Origin of the sequence: Bartonella taylorii 8TBB, assembly GCF_902825155.1 — a bacterium.
GTDB classification, from domain to species: Bacteria; Pseudomonadota; Alphaproteobacteria; order Rhizobiales; family Rhizobiaceae; genus Bartonella; species Bartonella taylorii_A.
Genome location: NZ_CADEAG010000007.1, coordinates 25,682 through 45,621, shown reverse-complemented (window position 1 = coordinate 45,621; position 19,940 = coordinate 25,682). Strand labels below are relative to the sequence as shown.

Genomic DNA, 19,940 nt, shown 5'->3' with positions numbered 1-19,940 from the left:
AAGTTTGAAATATCATCTTTAGTAATGTCTAAGCATTGTCCACTTTGTGTATTGCAATACATATCGCTGTTGCATCTGCCTTGCTGCCTGTTCCCCCAATGTCCCAAAAAGCACGCATTTGTATCAAGGGGTCACGAGCAACCACGCCCTATTCGTCCCTCCTACTCAACTGCCAACATTTCCTTTTGATAATAGGCACTCTGAACGGCTTTCAGATAATCCCCTTCCCAAATATGTTTGTAGTTCTCTGGACGATTGTTAAGATCATCCAACCGCGCTTCATTCGAGATCTTTGGAAATTTCGAATTATCTGACTAGTTGATCTCAACACACTTAATTGCCTCATTGTTGGAAAAACGAAACCGCCTCTCAACGGGGACATCCTCACGTAACGGTTTCCATGTGACCCACAACTCTGCTCTCCATCCCTCCCCCTCTTCACGTAAAGTCGGTATAAGCGTTTGCCAAGCCGTCTCTGTAACAGGCTCTGCTTCCATCAACCCCAAAAAAAAGCAAAAGTCGCTCCATAGACTTGATACTTACAATATTGCGGTCTAGTTCAGAAAACTGAAAAGCGATACAAGCATCAATCTTAATCGACGACTCCCCAACCTTACAATAGTCATTTAAAAAGTCATGCACTTCAATGTGCGTTTGATCTCTTCCAGAGAACTTTCAGCTAGCGAATTTTGGAACCGCTGTGCACAAAAATGGTCCTTGAAATGTCTTCCATGCCAAACTGATAGCCTTTCAAAGCCGCCATCAAGACGCAAATGATCTTGTTTTTCCAGATCCTCTCTCTCCTCAATCCGCATGTACCGCCGCACTGCCTGTAAATATCGGTATAAGCTTTGGAACTAATATAACTTGCCTTACAGCCATCTTACTCTAAAGTATTCCTCTCAAAATCAGGGGCTACAATTTCCACACGCGTTATCATCTTAATAGCTTCGCCATCCGCGCCTATCACTTGAAGAGGCAAAATCTTCCCCAACAATGACAGGTAATCAGCGGGACATTTGAGTGCTTATTTTTCGAGGTAAAAGATCAAACCGTCATCACCATATTTCTTTACCAGCGTGTTCTGCTGCTTTAAGCACCACTTCTTTCAAAATACGTGTCGTTTTATTTGGTACGCTTTTTTCCGCCCTTGACCTATCTTTGGAGGCATTCTTTTTGCAGTTTTTTCAATGGTTTTCATGTGTGTTTCTTTTTGTGAACAAGACAATAAAAAACCGCAAACACAGGAATCAGGACAATCATATAAACTTATAAGAGAGGTTATACCTTTACTGTAATTTTAGACACAACCCAGCTGGTACAGCAGCGACGTAAAATTCTGTTTCTCACATCCTGTCAACAAAAATCACGATATTGTATGTTTTTTTACTTTCTTACCTAAATCTGGTGTTTTTATAATCAACAACTCAAAATTGTATCACCTAAACGAATCAATTATACAACAAATAACTAATAAAGAGGGAAAAGACACCAAAAATGCTATATAGCACTCATGATATCTATATATCTACAATCACTACAATCTTTTTTCAGCGCATAAGAAGAGCATGAGATACAAACGATTTATCAAACTACAAAAATATTTTAAAAATAAAATGATACCAACATGACAGTACAAATACCACAAATATCGGAAACATTGCATGAAAAACAACATATTTTTGATATCATAGAAAGAAGACGTGCAACACCCACAACAGCAAGACACTTCTTAACAGCTTTAAATAGTTCTTTTAATTAAGCGGTTGATAGTGCGCTTTTAAACAAAAATTCTGCCCTTAATATTAAAACGCCTAAATCCTTTAACGCAGAAGGCTTTATACCTTGGTCAGATGCAGATATCGACCAATACTACCGTTGTTGGCAGCTAGGCAGGCACGAGCGTGTTTGGATTGACGTCCTTTTTTATACTGGCTTGTGCCGTGGTGACGCCGTTCGCATTAGTTGGAAAGACGCTGAAGATAACATCATCCATCTCAAAACAGAAAAAAGTCAATTGTTTTTCTTCCAATTTTACAGGAACTAGCCACAACACTTGAAATGAGTCCCATTGGTAATGAAACATTCATTTGTGGCAAAAGCGAAAATAAGCTTGTTAAAGAATGCTTTGGTACCACGTTTCGCGAAGCATGTAATACAGCTAAAATAAAAATCAGTACATGGATTGTGAAAGTTAGCAGCAACACGTGCAGTAAACGCAGGAGATACAGTAATCACAACTGAAAGCATTTTTTGGCTGGACAGAAGACAGCATGACACCACTTTATACTAAAACAACCGATAGAAAATGCCTAGCAATAGAATCAATAAAAAACTTCAAAAAGGTTCGGGCATACAGAAAAATAAGCTAACAGAATCAAAGGAACAAAAATTGCCGAACTTTTATATAAACTATTGATTTTACTGATAATTGGTGAGCGCGCAGGGATTCGAACCCTGGACCTACTGATTAAAAGTCAGTTGCTCTACCAGCTGAGCTACGCGCTCCCACACAAGTCATTTCGCTTGCAGAAAGTGAGTGGAACATACGGTTGACTTTTCATTTGGTCAACACCTTTCGAAAAAAATATTATTATTCAGTTTAGTTATCAATAATTTTCTGTCTTTTCTGTTTTTTCCATTACTAATGTATACAATTTTTCCCCTGTTTTAAATTGGAATAAAAGGGATAATTTCAACATAAAAGGCATCACAGCTTCTGAAGCATAAAAGAGTGAATATTTCAAAGTTATGGGAAAAGCAGAAAATTTGTACAAACGGTAAAATGTGTTGATAAACAACCAAAGAAAATAAGAAACAAAGCAGCTGTGTGTTTTGTTGTTAAGTTTAATGGATAAAACAAAAAAGAAATATAGTTATCGAAAGTTATAGATATTATATTATTTTCCTAAAAGTATAATTATCTATTTTTATATCTTTAAGTATTTTTTTCCAATTTTCAGATATGAGTGCAATTTTAGTAATACACAATGGAGATATAACGAAGAAATTCGTTTTTATAAAAAAAATAAGATAAATATAAATCGGAAGTTTATCTAAATTAAAATAACAATAAAAAACACGCTCAATATTTGAGATATAGATAAATTACTGAAAATAAAGAGCATGAATAATATGTGGAATGATCCGGGCACGCAAATCTCTTTTAAGAAGAGATGGATAATTTTTTTCAAAATGGATTGCATAATTTAACTTAAGAGAGCTCATCTCAATTAAAATGAGTAAAATATATTCAAAAATATTATTTTATATATACGATAATAATAAACAAATATTAGTTTATTAATATCAATTATAAACTAAAAACAAATAATTTCTTATAAACTTATATCAAAAAAATTAAAATATTTATAGATATATATATTTTATTTTCTATTTATCTTGCTTTTGATTCTTTTGATTGGAATATTGAATGCTGACATGTAAACAATATGAGCTACTCTTATTTATTCATAATCATATGAAAGAAACAGGCATTCCTCCCTCCTTTGATGAAATGAAAATTGCATTAGAGCTTTCTTCAAAGTCTGGTATTCATAGGCTCATGGTAGCCTTAGAACAAAGAGGTTTTATACGCCGTTTGCCAAATCGTGCCCGTGCAGTAGAGGTAATTCGACTCCCCGAGAAAATAACATTTAATCTTTCTCTAGCGCGTAAAATTTCTCCCAGTAAGATAGAGAAGAACAAAAGAGAAATATCAAAAAATTTTGATGATCTTGATAACTTTAAGATAGAAAACAAAAAGAATATTACCATTCCTATTATGGGTCGCATTGCTGCAAGTGTGCCTGCCTCCGCTATATTGCAACAAACAAACACGCTCTCTTTACCACAAGATATGATTAATTCAGGCGAGCACTACGCTTTAGAAGTCAGAGATGATTCTATGATTGAAGCTGGTATTCTTGATAAAGATACTATAATTGTTAAATGTCAAAGTACAGCAATATCAGGTGAAATTGTTGTAGCATTCATTGATAAAGAAGAAGCAACTTTAAAACGTTATCGACGCAAAGGAACCTCTATTACATTAGAAGCTGCAAATCCTCACTACGAAACACGCATATACGGATCTGAGCGTGTACAGATACAAGGTAAACTTATCGGACTTATCCGCAAATATTAAAAAATGAAGAAATTTTCTTAATACGTTCATACATTTAGCAAAAATTGTTTGGTATTTTTTCCATATTGTGCCACACTCATCAACAATAACGTATGCACCTATAAAATGTCTTAGCAAGAAAACAAATAATTTTGTAACAAGTCGTGTTGCATATGTATCAAGGATAAAGAGCGTTTTTTATTCTCAATGAAGTAAAAACAGCAAATAAAATTTAATTGTCATAAAGTTGCAGGATTTATCATGGCAGCACCTCGTATTAGTTTTGTCTCCCTAGGATGTCCAAAAGCACTTGTAGATTCTGAGCGAATTATTACTAGACTACGATCTGAAGGTTATGAAATCTCACATAAGCATCAACGTGCTGATCTTGTCATTGTGAATACCTGTGGTTTTATTGATTCTGCTCGAAATGAATCATTAGCTAATATTGGTGAAGCCCTCAAAGAAAATGGGAAGGTTATTGTAACTGGGTGTCTTGGTGCTGATCCTGATGTTATTCGTCAAGCACATCCTAATGTATTAGCTATTACAGGGCCACAGGCCTATGAAAGTGTTATACAAGCTGTTCATACAGTAATTCCTCCAATTCATGATCCCTTTATTGATTTAGTTCCCCCGCAAGGTATTCGCTTAACACCTCGCCATTATGCTTATTTAAAAATTTCTGAAGGATGTTCTAATCGATGTAGTTTTTGCATTATCCCTACTCTACGTGGTAACCTTACTTCACGCCCTATCAATGATGTTCTTCGCGAAGCTGAAAAACTCGTCCAAGCCGGCGTAAAAGAACTTTTGGTTATTTCACAAGATACAAGTGCTTACGGTATTGATATTAAATATCGCGAAAGTCCTTGGAAAGATCGCACAGTAAGAACCAAATTTTTCGATCTTTGTTGCGAGTTAGGCAACATGGGTATTTGGATACGCATGCATTATGTCTATCCTTATCCTCATGTTGATGAAGTTATTGAACTTATGGCGGAAAGAAAAATTCTCCCTTATCTGGATATTCCTTTTCAACACGCATCACCAACGGTTTTACGTAACATGAAGCGTCCTGCACATATGGAAAAAACAAATCGTAGAATTGAAAAGTGGAGAAAAATTTGTCCAGACCTCACTTTACGATCAACATTTATTGTCGGGTTTCCAGGAGAAACGAATGAAGATTTTAATATACTTCTCGAATGGTTAGAGGAAACAAAAATTGAACGTGCCGGCTGTTTTAAATATGAAGAAGTAAAAGGTGCTGCTGCCAATGATTTGGGTTTAGAAAATATTGCCGAAGAAGTAAAAGAAAGCCGCTGGCATCGCTTTATGGCAAAACAACAACAAATTTCAGCTCTTCTTTTGAAGAAAAAAATTGGAAAAAGACTCCAAGTTCTGATTGATGAAAGTCAAGGAAAAACCGCTAAAGGCCGTAGTCAATATGATGCTCCAGAAATAGATGGCATTGTGCATATATCATCACGACGACCGTTACGTGTAGGTGAATTTGTTACCGTAAAAATCGAAGAATCGGATGCTTATGATCTTTATGGTATAGCAGTTTGAAGGTAAATCTCAGACTTATTGCGCTTAATAAATAATCTTCATAATCATAAGAAAGTTTTAAAATCGAAGAAATTTTTATCAAGCAAATGGCTTGGACGAACATTTGTCAAAGCACGAATCATGGTATCCTTACGCCCCGGCATCCTTCTTTCAATATCTCTAAGCATTTCTTTCATTGTATTGCGTTGCAAACCATCTTGGCTACCACAAAGATTGCAAGGAATGATAGGAAATTGCATTGCTTGAGAAAACTTTTCCATATCTTCCTCAGCAGCATAAACAAGAGGGCGTAAAACAAAAAGATCTCCTTCATCGTTGATAAGCTTTCCAGGCATGGCTGCTAATCGTCCACCATGAAACAAATTCATAAAAAATGTCTCTAAAACATCATCACGATGATGTCCGAGAACTAATGCAGAACATCCCTCTTCACGAGCGATGCGGTATAAGTTACCACGTCGCAACCGAGAACAAAGCGAACAATATGTTTGCGTATGTGTCAATTTATCTGTAACAATGGAATAAGTATCCTGATACTCAATGCGATATGGAATTTGATAAGAGTTTAAAAAGTCTGGAAGAATATGCTTTGGGAAGCCTGGTTGTCCTTGATCAAGATTACAAGCTAGAATTTCAACAGGTAAAAAACCGCGCCATTTTAAATCTAAAAGAAGCGCTAGTAAGCCGTAAGAATCTTTTCCGCCCGATAAAGCGATAAGCCATTTGTCTCCTGAAGAAAGCATAGAAAAATCATCCAATGCTTGCCGCATATGACGTAAAAGCCGTTTACGTAATTTATTAAATTCCACAGTCGAAGGAGCAATCCGAAATATTGGATGACAATCATCAACTTCACTCAATAAAGAATCAGTTCTCTTTACATTCTCTTCCATTACCTGATATTCAACTGAAACATTACCCATAATACTGCATTAAATAGCAAATTCTACAAAAGTAACAGAAACAACAACGAGTGTAGTGCAGCCTAATTCAATCTATAAGATGAGATACATAGAAAAGCAATGGGCTATACAAACCCCATTGCTATAAAATATAAAAAATAAACTCAATACAACACCGTCTTATAAAAGACACTTCATTAATGGCTATAAAGCAATATAATGAATTTGAGCATATAAAAAAGCAGAAAGAGTAATAGCCTCTCTCATAGAGAATTTAACGAGAATAAAATTCAACAACTAAATTAGGTTCCATTCGTACAGCATAAGGAACATCTGCAAAAGCAGGAATACGCATAAATGTTGCTTTCATTTGATTATGATCCGCTTCAATATATTCAGGCACATCACGCTCTGCCAATTGCACAGATTCCAAAACCAAAACAAGCTGTTTTGATTTTTCACGAATCTCAATAACGTCACCTGGTTTACAGCGATACGATTGAATATTCGTGCGCCGACCATTTACCTTAACATGACCATGATTGATAAATTGGCGAGAAGCAAAAATTGTAGGTACAAATTTTGCACGGTAAACGACCGCATCCAAACGTGATTCTAAAAGGCCGATAAGATTTTCACCAGTATCGCCACGCCGACGAGAAGCTTCTGCATAAGTTTTACGGAATTGTTTTTCTGAAATATCACCGTAAAAACCCTTTAGTTTCTGCTTAGCACGCAATTGCACACCATAGTCAGAAAGCTTCCCTTTACGGCGCTGTCCATGCTGACCTGGACCATAATCACGGCGATTCACAGGAGATTTTGGACGCCCCCAAATATTTTCTCCCATACGACGGTCAATTTTATACTTCGTTGTTTCGCGTTTACTCATCGCATTTCCTTAAAAATAAAACACAAGGCCTTATAGTAGACCCCAAGGAAACGCACCCTCCTCTGCCTTTAAATAAAAAGACCGACAGGACACTTTAATAAATAATATGCAAAGTCATCCACGGGACACGTCAATTGATACTGCTTTCTCGAAAGAAAACAGCTAAAATAACTTTATTGATCTCATACCCAAAAGTCAACTCCTTTCACAATATTTAAGCCAAATCCTTTTAACAAATGCTTCGTTGAAGAAGTTATATTTTGCGATGTAAACAACGCAAAATCTTTATGATGCTTTTTTTTGTTTTGCTGATGCATTCTTGCCGGTAATAATGATCTTGTGTATTTAGCTACAGCTTTTGCTGGATCAATCCATTCAACAGGCCATAAAGCTTGTTCACGAAAGAAGTTAATCAAAAAAGGATAATGTGTACAAGCTAACACAATGATATCAGTATATTTACCATTTTTTTCAACAAAACACGGAAGAATTTCGTGACGTAATTCTCTTAAATCGATAGATTTTCCACGTAAATAATCTTCAGCAAATCCAGCAAGTTTTTCACTTCCAACAAGCTGAACATGACACTGAGCAGCAAAAGAATTGATTAATTCATGTGTATAAGCACGTTTAACTGTCCCAGGAGTAGCTAATACTGAAATAAAGCCAGATTTTGTTTGTTCTGCCGCTGATTTAATTGCAGGAACTGTTCCTACAAAAAGAATATGGGGAAATTTTTGTCGTAAATCTGCCATCATCAGTGTAGAAACAGTATTGCAAGCGATTACACATAAAGCAGGGTTATAAAGTGTTAAAAGAATTTTAAAAATCTTTAAAATGCGGGTTTTCAGAACATTTTCTTCCCAACTTCCATAAGGAAATCCCGTATCGTCAGCAACATAAATAAATTGTCTTTCAGGGATAAGAACGCGGACTTCCCTCAACACCGTTAAACCGCCAATACCACTATCAAAAAAAAGAACAGGCCGTTCATCCATCAGTATTCACACTTGTTTTTAATTTTTTGCGATCACGATCTACAGGCGCACCACTTCCTCGTGGAAATTTAGGCGAAAAATGATCCAATGAAGATATAACTCCCCGTAGCAAGCGAATCTCAGATTCACTAAAATGAGCACGCGTGAAAACAGAGCGCAGATTTGCAACCATCACTTCTTTGCGCTCTCGGGGTCTAAAATATCCACGGATATCCAAAGCACCTTCTAACTGAGATAAAAAACCATGAAAGGTTGCTTTATTCGCTGGCTTCATCTCTATTGCACGAAAAGCTGTATCTCTCACATCTTCCAAACCTGATTTCATCCATTCGTAAGATATAAGCAAAACTGCTTGTGCAATATTAAGTGATGCAAAAGCAGGATTGACTGGAAAAGTGATAATTTCATCAACAAGACTGATTTCATCATTTTCTAGTCCCCATCTCTCTCTTCCAAATAAAATACCCGTTTTATGTCCAATATTCTCATACTGACGTAACATACACGCTGCTTCAACAGCACTTTTTACAGTTTTAAAACCACATCTTTCACGTGCCGTTGTAGCAAAAACATACTGTAAATCCGCAATAGCATCACGCAACGTATTAAAAATCATTGTATCATTAATGACATGATCTGCTTTACTAGCTGCAGCTCTGGCTTTTTCATTTGGAAATGCTTCTCGAGGTTTAACTAACCGGAGCTTAGAGAGCCCAAAATTTGCCATAGCCCTTGCTACCATACCAATATTTTCAGGCAACTGCGGTTCAACTAAAATAATAGTTGGACCACTTGTTAAATTTGTACGATTCTTATCAGTTCCAGCCATCAGTCTTACCTAATTCCAAACATTCTGCCCCTATAACTGTTTTTGAATACAACCTTTTAATAGAATATGCCCCAAAACAACCTTTTAAATAACAAGTTACGGTGCATATTATCTTTTCATTAAGAGTTTATGAAATAATAATTTTAAAAGGATTAACAATGAATTGTGAAAAAAATGAACTTTCATTTTAAGTCTTAGAGCGGTTATACGAATTACCTTAATGTTTTTTGCATCCACAGCGCGTTATTTAATATTCTATAACACTTACAAATAGCAATCTGAGTTGAACTAAAAAATTATACATTCTAAAAAAGGTATATGCTCTTTATTCCCAAACTTTTTCCTGCAAAACTCATCCGTCGTTATAAACGTTTTCTTGCTGATGTTAAATGGGACGATCAACAAATCTTCACGGTATCAGTTCCTAACACAGGATCGATGCTTGGATTGACGACTCCAAACTCCAATATTTGGCTTTCACGTAACAACAATTCCAAGCGAAAATACACATATCGATTAGAAATTATCGAGGCAAATAATACTTTGGTTGGTATCAATACAACTTTACCCAATAAACTTGCATTGGAAGCAATTCAAAATAGATTATTACCGGAATTAAGCGGGTACAAAACAATTTTGAAAGAACAAAACTATGGTACACAATCACGGATTGACTTTCTTCTGCGTGATGGCGTTCAACCTGACTGTTACCTAGAAGTCAAAAATGTCCACTTTATTCGCCAAAAAGGATTAGCAGAATTTCCTGATACCGTAACAAAACGCGGCACACGCCATCTTGAAGAGCTCATAAAAATTGTGCAACAAGGAAAACGAGCCGCTATGCTTTATATAATTCAACGGGAAGATTGTTCATCTTTCACAATTTGCCATGATCTTGATCCAACTTATGGACGTAAGTTTGATTTAGCATTAAAATCAGGGGTAGAATTTTATGCTGTAAAATGTCACGTAAATATAGAAGGTATTTTTCCGATTCATCGAGTAAAAATAGAAAACAGAAAAAGCAATGATTGAATATATTGACTATAATAAAGTACCCTTAAAATTTAATGGGCAAATCCGCATTTTTGATGAGCACGCTTTTGTTAAAATGCGTGAAGTTGGTCGCATTGCTGCAGAATGTCTCGATGCACTCACGGATATTATTAAGCCTGGTGTTACTACGCAAGAAATTGATGATTTCGTGTTTATTTTTGGTGCTAAGCAGGGAGCACTTCCTGCTGACCTGAATTATCATGGATACGGACATTCATGCTGTACATCCATCAACCACGTTGTTTGCCATGGGATTCCCAATAAAAAGCCTTTACAAGAAGGTGACGTCGTTAATGTTGATGTAACTTTTATTCTCGATGGTTGGCATGGAGATTCAAGCCGCATGTACCCTGTGGGAAAAATCAGACGTGCTGCCGAACGTTTGCTAAAAATAACACATGAAAGTCTTATGAGAGGAATTGCTGCAGTCAAACCTGGAGCAACCACAGGTGATATTGGCGCTGCCATTCAACAGTATGCAGAATCTGAACGCTGCTCAATTGTAAAAGATTTTTGTGGTCATGGAATTGGTCAGCTTTTTCATGATGCGCCCAATATTCTCCATTATGGAAACCCAGGAGAAGGGATCGAACTAAAACAGGGTATGATGTTTACAATTGAGCCCATGATCAATCTTGGAAAGCCACAGGTTAAGATTTTATCTGATGGCTGGACTGCCGTTACACGCGATCGATCTCTTACCGCACAGTACGAACATACAATTGGTGTAACAAATGAAGGATACGAAATTTTTACACAATCTCCTAAAGATATTTTTTATATTCCCAATTTACATGCCTAAATAATGTAGAAACAACATGGCTAAAAAAATAAATAAAAAAGGAGACATCGAAAGCAACCATTTTGCTTTAACATCATGCTCTCCACTTACTCCAATATCAAAAACCAAAAATGAAAACCTACAGAAAAGCTTGCAAACACATAAGCATTACCAAGGACATCGTGAACGACTCCGTAAACGCTATTTAAAGTCAAAAGGAAATGCAATTGAGGATTATGAATACCTTGAATTACTGCTTTTTCGCACTATCCCCCGAGCAAATACAAAACCAATAGCCAAGAGCTTGATAGCACGTTTTGGCTCATTAGCTGATGTATTGGGTGCTGATATTCATCGACTTCAAGAAATTCAAGGATGTGGGCCAGCAACTGCAACTGATTTGAAAATTATTTCAGACGTTGCTGGACGCATTGTTCGTGCAGAGTTATTTAAACGTGATATCTTTTCATCATGGGATAAAGTACTCGCTTATTGTAAAGCTGTCATGGCTCATGAAACACGCGAACAATTTCGCGTTTTATTTCTTGATAAGAAAAATGGTTTACTTGCTGATGAAGTACAACAAACTGGAACCATTGATCATACTCCTGTCTATCCACGTGAAGTAATTTCTCGAGCTTTGGAATTATCCGCATCAGGACTTATCTTAGTACACAATCACCCCTCTGGTGATGCGACACCTTCTAAAGCAGATATAACAATGACATATAGATTAAAAGATGCAGCAAACGCGTTAGGCATTGTTATTCATGACCACCTTATTATTGCACGAAACACGCATACAAGTTTTAAAGCATTAAAAATCATATAAATCTTATTGAATGAAGAAAGATTTTATTCAATTATTTATAACGAATCAATTTTCTAAATCAATATCTAATATGGCCATTGAGAAATTGTATGATAGTTCATTTTCATCTTCATCTCGATAGATAATACCTAAAAACTCATCTCCAATATAAACCTCACAAGAATCATCCTTTTTAGGCCGTGTTTTCACTTGCAATGCTGAATTTCGGAATATGTTTTTAAAATAACTATCAAGTTTTTTTATTTCATCAGCATCCACCATGCTCTCCTATCTTTTGAGATTTTTAAATTAATTCTTGGGTAGCAAATAAGGTACTCCTATGATTCTGTAAAGATAGTAAAAAATCTTAGTTTCAATCTTTGCTTATATGTATTATTCACACTCAAAATAGCACTGTCTTGACAAATTTTTAATAAAGGTCTTTGTTAAAAAGTCTATTGTTGAAATATAACCGTATAGATTAAAAAACAAAAAAACGGTTAGAAAACCGTAAATTTTTAATGATTTCCACCTTATTCTCAATTTTAATACCCGCACTCATAAACATATTTTGACGAAGTATTAATCATCTGAATAAACTTTCTGCCTTACTCGATATAAAACATATTAAATTATTCACAAACTCTCAAACTTATGAATAATTCATCATATGATAGGATAACGAGAAAGAAAATCGATAACGCCTTTTTTATAGACTTTATCTCCCACAGCAAACATATGATCTCGATTAGGAATTAGTAATGCTTCGCCATAGGGCAACAAAGCCGCTAATGGTTCTGCTTCACCACCAATTTCATCTAATGAACCAACAGCAACAAGTGCAGGTTGTTTAATTTTATAAACCTCAGATGCTGTTAATTCCTGTTTTGATGTGATAATACAAGCAGCCAGAGCACACCTATCGCTTTTAGTTTGATCTGCAAATTTACGGAACATCAAACCACGTGGATTGGTAATGGTAGAAATATCTTCTGCTACAAGCGCCTCAGCAACAGGTTGCCAATCCCCTGCTCCTGTTACCATACCAATACCTAAACCACCAAAAATAACACTGTGTACATATGTTGGATACAAAAGAGCCATAAATGCGCTAATTCGAGCACCCATAGAATATCCCATGACATGTGCTTTAGACAATTTTAAATGCTGCAACAATCTCACGGCATCACCAGCCATAGCTTGAGGCGTATAAAAAGAAGGATCGTAACTTTTAACTGAATCTCCATGTCCTCGATTATCAAGAGCAATAACACGATATCCCGCTTCAGTAAGGGTGCGAAACCAACCCGTTGAATACCAATTTACACGTGCGGAAGAACCAAAACCATGAATTAACAAAATAGGCGTTCCCTGCCCTTCTTCTCGGTAAGCAAAGCGCAAAGCGTCATATTCAAAAAAACGAATATCTTCAGCCGTCATTATTTATGCCTTCGCACTTTCCACAAATAGCAGGATGAATAACACGTTGTCCCTTCTCTATTTGTTTTTCAGAAACTTCACCAGCGTTAACTTCAAGTGCAAAAGTTGCAGGAACTACTGATGAAATAATATCCGTTGAAAATGGAGAAGTTTTTTCGACAATAGATACAATAACTCCCTCAGCGTTTAAAAAAATCATATCTAAGGATAAAGGCGTATTTGCCATCCACATGAAAAATTTCTGCTTGTCCTTTAATTTCTTACTTTCCTGCTGCCTAAAGAGCATTGCGTGATTACGCGGAAAATCAGTACGATACATTAAACCAGCTGCCGCTTGAGATTGCGTAAAAGCAATCTCTACCCTATAAGAGACCGTCCCTTGCTTTGTCTGTATCCTTAAAGGAACAGGATGAAGAGGAAGCTCCATGGGTTTCTTTGCTACAGCTACACTCAACTCTAACATATAAAGCAGAGTTAATACAACAACGCACCCTCTTTTAAAAGGCTTTAACATTTTTATCACCACCACAGATAATTCTTCAATTTTATTACATAAAAAACACCAGAATTTTAAAAAGCTCGCAACGCACCTCATTTGATTTACGGCTTTACAGATATATTTCTTCTTGGACTTGCTGGCTTCATAGTTACTTCTGGTCATATTTGCACAGCAACAGCTCTCTCTAAAAAAAACAAAGAGAGCATTTGACATCAAGAGGAAATTCAATGCGTAACAAACGGAATCCCTATATCTGGATAAATTTCTGCTGTCATTAAGCCTTTATCCCCTTTACCAAAACGCACAAGGACAACCTGACCAGAACGAAGCTCTGCTAAACCAAAACGACGCAATGTTTCCATATGAACAAAAATATCTTCTGTTCCCTGTCCACGGCTGAGAAAACCGAATCCTTTATCTCGATTAAACCACTTAACAATAGCGCGCTCTAAACCACTTTCTGGAGTGACAACAACATGTGTACGGACTGGAATCTCTGACGGATGAACCGCTGAAGAACAATCTATGGATTTTACTTGAACACACTTTAACCCTCGCTCAGTTTTTTCCACAGCACAGACAACTTTGGCACCCTCCAGAGCTGTTTGAAACCCATCCCTTCGCATTACCGTAACATGCAACAATATATCAGGAAAACCAGGCAAATCAGGTATAATAAACCCATACCCCTTACTACCATCAAACCACTTAATGACACCGCTAATTTCAATAATCTCACCACAAGCACCTAAACTGTCTTCAGACAGGGAATAATCCTTTAATGCATCCTTACTTGTCATAATAAAATGTGATCCTGTAGGTCTAATTACACGATATTGATTCTCTACTTTTAAGTAAACATTGCTCTTGTATCAACACGCAAGCCCCAAGATAAGATTTCCCCATATTGTCGCATCTCTTAATATTAATATCACTCCATAAATCTGAATATTTACAAAAATGTTTGATCGTCTGTTTCAAATATCTCACAACACGCGTTTTACAAGAGGTAATATAGCTAAGGTTTTTCACATAGCGATATTTGCATAACGTGTAGCTTGCATGATGAGGAAGTTCAATATAAGAAGGACTAAAAGTTACGATAAAGATCCACAACTAAACTAAGGCAGGTGTACAATGCAATTAAGAAAAATATTTACTACACTCGCTGCTGTAACAGCGTTTGTAGCGAATGTCTGCGCGAGTGAGCCTATTAAAATTGGTGTTTACCTTCCATTAAGTGGACAAAATGCATTTGGAGGTCAGCTTGAAATGAGAGGTATACAGCTGGCACATAAAAAAATCCCAGAAATACTGGGACGTAAAGTAGAACTCATTATCATTGATAATAAATCCGATAAAGTAGAAGCAGCTAACGCTGTTATGCGCTTAACTGCTAGTGAGAAAGTTAGCGGAATCATTGGTAGTTATGGCTCTTCACTCTCGTTGGCTGGTGGAGAAATATCTGAAAAAGAAAAGACTCCGGCTATTGCAACCTCTTCAACGAGTCCGCTTGTTACACAAGGCAAAAAATATTATTTTCGTGCTTGCTTTATTGACTCCTATCAAGGTATAGGAATTGCAACCTATGTAGCTCAGACTTTACAGGTAAAAAAGGCAGCTATCCTCAAAGATATATCAAGCGATTACGCGATTGGCCTCGCAAGTTATTTTGCACGCGCTTTCAAAAAACTAGGTGGTGAAGTTATCTCAAACTTAAACTATAATTCCGGAGATCAGGATTTTTCAGCTGTTCTCACACAGATTATAGCGCAAAAACCTGATATTCTATTTATTCCCTCCTATTTTTCCGAAGGTGCTATCATCATGAAACAAGCGCGTGAGTTAGGTGCAAAGTTTCGGATTATGGGTGGAGATGCTATGGATAATCCAGAAACTACTACAATCGCAGGAAAGGCTGCAGAAGGTTTCTTACATACAACACTTCCCTACAGTGTAGATATGCCAAACATGTCAGCAGCTGCACAAGAATTCACAAATGAGTGGTATGCAAACTATCCTGATAAGGAGCCAAATATCAATTCTGTTTTAGGATATACAAGTTATATGATGTTTATGAAAGCTATTGAAAATGCTGGTAGTGATGATCGCGAAAAGATCACTTTAGAACTTAGCAGATTAAAAGATTTTCAAACACCTTTCGGTGCTATGTCTATGGATGAAAACCATAATCCTAAAATTCCTATCGGTATAATTGAAATAAAGGGTGGGAAACGGGTCTATTTGGATGAAGTTAAACCTGCTTTTTAAAAAATCAGGAAGTTTTACTCATAAAAATACAGAAAGTAGTTGAGGATTTTTTCTCAACTAAAAGTTTAAAGGCTTCATGTTTCATCTTGTATGAATTAACAAATGTGGAAGGACAAGAGATGAGCACTGAAATGTTCATCCAGTATTTTTTTAATGCACTGGCATTAGGGTCACTTTACGGGCTTATCGCTATTGGTTACACCATGGTTTATGGTATCCTGAGACTCATTAATTTTGCTCACGGTGATATTTTTATGCTGGGAGCGTATTTTGTTTTCTTTTCCACAATTAGCTTTATGCCTGCGTGGGGCGCTATCCTTCTTGTGTTACTAGCCGTTCTCATTTATTACTCGGTATTTATAGGGTTTAAAAAACGGCCTCCAGTGTATTGGATAGCTGTTTTTTTAATTCTTGCTCTAGGGTTCATTTATTATTTTAAAATTGCTCCACAAGATTTTACACCAATTTGGATTTTAGCTATTTGTTTTTCAGTTTTTATCACAAGTGCAGTAGGTGTTACTGTTGACCAATTTGCCTATAGACCTCTGCGTCATGCTCCACGTATCTCAGCACTTATTGGTGCAATAGGAGTTTCCTTTTTTATTGAAAATCTTGCTACCGTACTCTTTAGTGGTGTTCCCAAAGGGGTAAAGCAGCCAGATTTTCTTGTAAAGCCGATTCTATGGCATGTAGGACAAAACTCAGAAGGAATCATTAGAATTGCTCCTATGTCCCTGATTGTTCCTACTGTGTCATTTTTTCTGATTGTATTATTGCTATGGATTATCCATAAAACAAAGCCTGGTCTCGCTATGCGTGCAATCTCATATGATATTGAAACGACTCGTTTGATGGGTGTTTCCGTCAATAAAGTCATTGCATTCACATTTGGGATAGGCTCAGCACTTGCTGCTATTGCTGGAATCATGTGGTCTCTGCGCTACCCTCAAATTCAACCTTATATGGGCGTTCTTCCTGGACTAAAAGCATTTATTGCAGCCGTTATCGGAGGTATTGGCTCAATTCCAGGAGCGATGTTAGGTGGATTATTACTAGGATTTATTGAAATTATGATTATTGCATTCTTTCCTGCTTTATCTGGATATCGAGATGCCTTCGCATTTATTTTATTGATTCTGATTTTATTGGTAATGCCCACTGGTTTAATGGGCAAAAAAAGTCAGGAGAAAATTTAATGGCAAAATTAGCTACAACTTTTCTGTCATGTGCCAGTATTTTGATTTTTATTGGTTTTTTATTTTATGCAAACAACTATTTTAACGACTATACACTTCGTGTTATTAATCTTATTGCTATTAATGCGATATTAGCAATTTCACTTAATTTAATTTATGGCTTCACAGGTATGTTTTCTCTTGGGCATGCTGGCTTCATAGCCATTGGTGCTTATGTATGTGCAATTTTACTTCTTTCCCCTGAACAAAAAGAAATGATGTGGATTCTCGAACCTATAGCTGAGCCGCTGCATTATTTGCAATTACCTTTTTTTGTAGCTGTTGTTATAAGTGGTCTGTGTGCTGCAATCGTAGGTTTATTGATTGCTCTTCCAGTGTTACGTCTTGGTGGCGATTATCTTGGAATTGCAACATTAGGTTTTGCAGAAATTATTCGAATTATTATTACGAACACGACATCCCTAACAAATGGTTCTTTGGGGATCAAAGGAATACCTCAAAATGCGACATTATGGTGGAACTATGGTTGGTTAGCATTTACAGTTATCTTTATTATTTTCTTACTGCGAAGCAATACTGGTAACGTATTGCGTGCTATTCGTGACGATGAAATAGCCGCGAAAACGATGGGGATTAACGCTTTTTTTTACCGTAGCTTTTCCTTTGCTGTTGGTGCATTTTTTGCCGGTATAGGAGGAGCATTGATGGCTGCCCTTATTTCAACGATTGATCCAAAAATGTTTAACTTTCTCCTAACCTTTAATATTTTGATGATTGTTGTTGCTGGTGGTCTTGGTTCAATTACAGGGAGCATTATTGGTAGCATTATTATTACAGTCATGCTTGAATGGCTTCGTATTATTGAAAGTCCGCTTGACTTAGGTTTTATACATATTCCAGGGATACCAGGACTCCGTATGGTTGTTTTTTCTCTGTTATTGTTAATGATTATCTTATTTTGGCGAAAAGGATTGTTGGGGCAACATGAATTCTCGTGGAATGGGATTTATTGCTTTTTAACACGCAAGAAGTTCCCTAATAGTGAGGGAAAACTATGAACGACACCATCCTTTCACTCGATAATATCGTGATGCGTTTTGGTGGGTTGGTTGCTGTAAATAACATTAATATAGCAATCAAACGTGGTACCATTACTGGATTAATTGGTCCAAATGGTGCTGGAAAAACAACTGTTTTTAACATGATTTCAGGATTTTATACTCCCACAAGTGGAACAATTCTTTTTGAGGAGAAAAAAGTTTCTGGAGCCCCTCCTTACATTATCTGCAGGCGTCATATTGCACGAACATTTCAAAATATTCGCCTGTTTTCAGGATTAACGGTCTTGCAAAATGTTATGGTGGGAGCTCATGTCAGACAAAAATATCCATGGTTTTCTTCAGCTTTGTTTTTTCCAAAAGCACTGAAAGAAAAAAGAGAAATCCATAAAAATTCAATGGAACTTCTTGAACGGTTACAACTTGATCACATTGCTAATCAATCCGCAATGACTCTGCCCTATGGTGTACAACGTCGTCTAGAAATTGCGCGTGCTCTAGCAACAAAGCCCAAATTACTTCTTCTTGATGAACCTGCGGCTGGAATGAATCCACAGGAAAGTGAAGATCTTAGAAAATTCATAGCAAAAGTGCAAAAAGACTTCGATCTTACTATTCTGCTTATTGAACACGATATGAAAGTTGTTATGGGGCTTTGTCAATATATTTGGGTAATGGAGTATGGCTGTTGCATAGCCAATGGCACACCAGATGAAATTCGTAACAACCCTAAAGTTATTGAAGCTTATCTTGGCGGAGATGTCTATGGATATTCTTAAAATCAAAAATCTTCACGTTCATTATGGCGCCATTAAAGCTATCCAAAATCTTTCTATGTCTATAAAAAAGGGAAGTATAGTAACTTTAATTGGTGCCAATGGAGCAGGAAAAAGCAGCATTGTACGTTCCATTACAGGACTTAATCGATCTGTTTATGGAGAGATTATCTATAAAGGCGAATCAATTGTTAAAAAATCACCGGAAAAAATCTTGCGGTTGGGGATTGCTCTAAGTCCTGAAGGACGGCGCATTATGCCGCATTTTACTGTTTTAGAAAATTTACGTTTAGGTGCCTATATATGTCATGATAAACTAAGGATTGCCCGTGATATCGAATGGATATTCGATCTTTTTCCCCGCTTACGTGAAAGAGCAAAACAATTGGGAGGAACAATGTCAGGTGGTGAACAACAAATGCTTGCTGTAGGCCGTGCACTTATGAGTAATCCTGACATGATAATATTAGATGAACCCTCTCTGGGTTTAGCACCGCTTCTTGTAAAGGAACTTTTTTCGATTATCCGAAAAATTAATGATATGGGAAAAACTGTTCTTCTTATTGAACAAAATGCATTTGCTGCACTTTCTATTGCTGACTATGCTTATATTCTAGAAGTAGGGCATATTTTATTTCATGGTGAAGGTAAAGCTATGCTTTCTGATCCACGTGTTAAAGAAGCATATCTTGGTGGATAAAAACTACACAATGTTAAAAAAACAATAGGC

18 protein-coding genes, 1 tRNA gene and 3 pseudogenes are annotated in these 19,940 nt (G+C 36.5%); 11 read left to right on the top strand and 11 right to left on the bottom strand.

The window, feature by feature from the left end:
• Positions 1-52: 52 nt before the first annotated feature.
• Both J7R13_RS06400 and J7R13_RS09665 read right to left on the bottom strand, forming a co-directional pair.
• Positions 53-882: pseudogene (locus J7R13_RS06400) on the bottom strand (phage terminase large subunit); the annotation flags it as partial.
• Between the two features lies 1 nt (position 883).
• A pseudogene (locus J7R13_RS09665) lies at positions 884-1,201 on the bottom strand (hypothetical protein).
• Between the two features lie 465 nt (positions 1,202-1,666).
• Here J7R13_RS09665 and J7R13_RS06395 point away from each other — a divergent pair.
• Positions 1,667-2,372: pseudogene (locus tag J7R13_RS06395) on the top strand (tyrosine-type recombinase/integrase); the annotation flags it as partial.
• 60 nt (positions 2,373-2,432) lie between these two features.
• On the opposite strand, the gene J7R13_RS06390 reads toward J7R13_RS06395, so the two are convergent.
• A tRNA-Lys gene (locus J7R13_RS06390) sits at positions 2,433-2,508 on the bottom strand.
• 925 nt (positions 2,509-3,433) lie between these two features.
• On the opposite strand from J7R13_RS06390, the gene lexA reads away from it, so the two are divergent.
• On the top strand, positions 3,434-4,147 hold the full coding sequence (lexA, locus tag J7R13_RS06385; RefSeq protein ID WP_208437960.1) for a transcriptional repressor LexA: 714 nt from the start codon (positions 3,434-3,436) through the stop codon (positions 4,145-4,147).
• 240 nt (positions 4,148-4,387) lie between these two features.
• Entirely contained in the window at positions 4,388-5,701 is a 1,314-nt protein-coding gene (rimO, locus tag J7R13_RS06380) for a 30S ribosomal protein S12 methylthiotransferase RimO (protein ID WP_208437959.1), read from the top strand.
• Positions 5,702-5,745: 44 nt separating this feature from the next.
• Here the strand turns inward: rimO and ttcA are convergent, their stop codons facing one another.
• The 4 genes from ttcA to J7R13_RS06360 all read right to left on the bottom strand — a co-directional run bounded on the left by ttcA (position 5,746) and on the right by J7R13_RS06360 (position 9,322).
• Positions 5,746-6,624, bottom strand: a complete 879-nt coding sequence (gene ttcA, locus J7R13_RS06375; RefSeq protein WP_208437958.1) for a tRNA 2-thiocytidine(32) synthetase TtcA — start codon at positions 6,622-6,624, stop codon at positions 5,746-5,748.
• Between the two features lie 253 nt (positions 6,625-6,877).
• Positions 6,878-7,495: a 30S ribosomal protein S4 gene (gene rpsD / locus J7R13_RS06370; protein ID WP_208437957.1), complete on the bottom strand. Its 618-nt coding sequence runs from the start codon at positions 7,493-7,495 to the stop codon at positions 6,878-6,880.
• Between the two features lie 182 nt (positions 7,496-7,677).
• Positions 7,678-8,493 carry a glutamate racemase gene (gene murI / locus J7R13_RS06365; RefSeq protein ID WP_208437956.1) on the bottom strand — a complete coding sequence of 272 codons (816 nt, stop codon included), beginning with the start codon at positions 8,491-8,493 and terminating at the stop codon, positions 7,678-7,680.
• The gene (locus J7R13_RS06360; RefSeq protein WP_078691700.1) at positions 8,486-9,322 is read right to left on the bottom strand and encodes an RNA methyltransferase; all 837 of its coding nucleotides are present in this window, start codon (positions 9,320-9,322) and stop codon (positions 8,486-8,488) included. The genes murI and J7R13_RS06360 overlap by 8 nt, the downstream gene beginning before the upstream one ends.
• Positions 9,323-9,640: 318 nt before the next feature.
• Between J7R13_RS06360 and sfsA the strand changes: the two genes are divergently transcribed.
• The 3 genes from sfsA to radC are packed head-to-tail and all read left to right on the top strand — an operon-like array spanning position 9,641 to position 11,991.
• Positions 9,641-10,357, top strand: a complete 717-nt coding sequence (gene sfsA, locus J7R13_RS06355; RefSeq protein WP_208437955.1) for a DNA/RNA nuclease SfsA — start codon at positions 9,641-9,643, stop codon at positions 10,355-10,357.
• Positions 10,350-11,180 (top strand): type I methionyl aminopeptidase, encoded by an 831-nt coding sequence (gene map / locus J7R13_RS06350; RefSeq protein WP_208437954.1) that lies wholly within the window; start codon positions 10,350-10,352, stop codon positions 11,178-11,180. Before sfsA ends, map begins: the two co-directional genes overlap by 8 nt.
• 16 nt (positions 11,181-11,196) lie before the next feature.
• On the top strand, positions 11,197-11,991 hold the full coding sequence (gene radC / locus J7R13_RS06345; RefSeq protein WP_078691701.1) for a RadC family protein: 795 nt from the start codon (positions 11,197-11,199) through the stop codon (positions 11,989-11,991).
• Positions 11,992-12,036: 45 nt separating this feature from the next.
• Here the strand turns inward: radC and J7R13_RS06340 are convergent, their stop codons facing one another.
• The 4 genes from J7R13_RS06340 to J7R13_RS06325 form a co-directional block, all read right to left on the bottom strand.
• Positions 12,037-12,249, bottom strand: coding sequence for a DUF3126 family protein (locus J7R13_RS06340; protein WP_040297034.1), 213 nt, complete (start codon positions 12,247-12,249; stop codon positions 12,037-12,039).
• A gap of 387 nt (positions 12,250-12,636) precedes the next feature.
• Positions 12,637-13,410 (bottom strand): alpha/beta fold hydrolase, encoded by a 774-nt coding sequence (locus tag J7R13_RS06335; RefSeq protein WP_208437953.1) that lies wholly within the window; start codon positions 13,408-13,410, stop codon positions 12,637-12,639.
• Positions 13,400-13,924 (bottom strand): DUF192 domain-containing protein, encoded by a 525-nt coding sequence (locus J7R13_RS06330; protein WP_208437952.1) that lies wholly within the window; start codon positions 13,922-13,924, stop codon positions 13,400-13,402. Before J7R13_RS06330 ends, J7R13_RS06335 begins: the two co-directional genes overlap by 11 nt.
• A gap of 209 nt (positions 13,925-14,133) precedes the next feature.
• Positions 14,134-14,709: a cold-shock protein gene (locus tag J7R13_RS06325; protein WP_208437951.1), complete on the bottom strand. Its 576-nt coding sequence runs from the start codon at positions 14,707-14,709 to the stop codon at positions 14,134-14,136.
• Positions 14,710-15,046: 337 nt separating this feature from the next.
• Here J7R13_RS06325 and J7R13_RS06320 point away from each other — a divergent pair, with 337 nt between their 5' ends.
• The 5 genes from J7R13_RS06320 (at position 15,047) to J7R13_RS06300 (ending at position 19,910) form a co-directional block, all read left to right on the top strand.
• The gene (locus J7R13_RS06320) at positions 15,047-16,180 is read left to right on the top strand and encodes an ABC transporter substrate-binding protein (protein WP_208437950.1); all 1,134 of its coding nucleotides are present in this window, start codon (positions 15,047-15,049) and stop codon (positions 16,178-16,180) included.
• Positions 16,181-16,299: 119 nt separating this feature from the next.
• On the top strand, positions 16,300-17,376 hold the full coding sequence (locus tag J7R13_RS06315) for a branched-chain amino acid ABC transporter permease (RefSeq protein WP_208437949.1): 1,077 nt from the start codon (positions 16,300-16,302) through the stop codon (positions 17,374-17,376).
• Positions 17,376-18,434 (top strand): branched-chain amino acid ABC transporter permease, encoded by a 1,059-nt coding sequence (locus J7R13_RS06310; protein WP_208437948.1) that lies wholly within the window; start codon positions 17,376-17,378, stop codon positions 18,432-18,434. Before J7R13_RS06315 ends, J7R13_RS06310 begins: the two co-directional genes overlap by 1 nt.
• Entirely contained in the window at positions 18,431-19,213 is a 783-nt protein-coding gene (locus J7R13_RS06305) for an ABC transporter ATP-binding protein (protein WP_208437947.1), read from the top strand. Before J7R13_RS06310 ends, J7R13_RS06305 begins: the two co-directional genes overlap by 4 nt.
• Positions 19,200-19,910, top strand: coding sequence for an ABC transporter ATP-binding protein (locus J7R13_RS06300; RefSeq protein ID WP_208437946.1), 711 nt, complete (start codon positions 19,200-19,202; stop codon positions 19,908-19,910). Before J7R13_RS06305 ends, J7R13_RS06300 begins: the two co-directional genes overlap by 14 nt.
• The last annotated feature ends 30 nt before the right edge of the window (positions 19,911-19,940 follow it).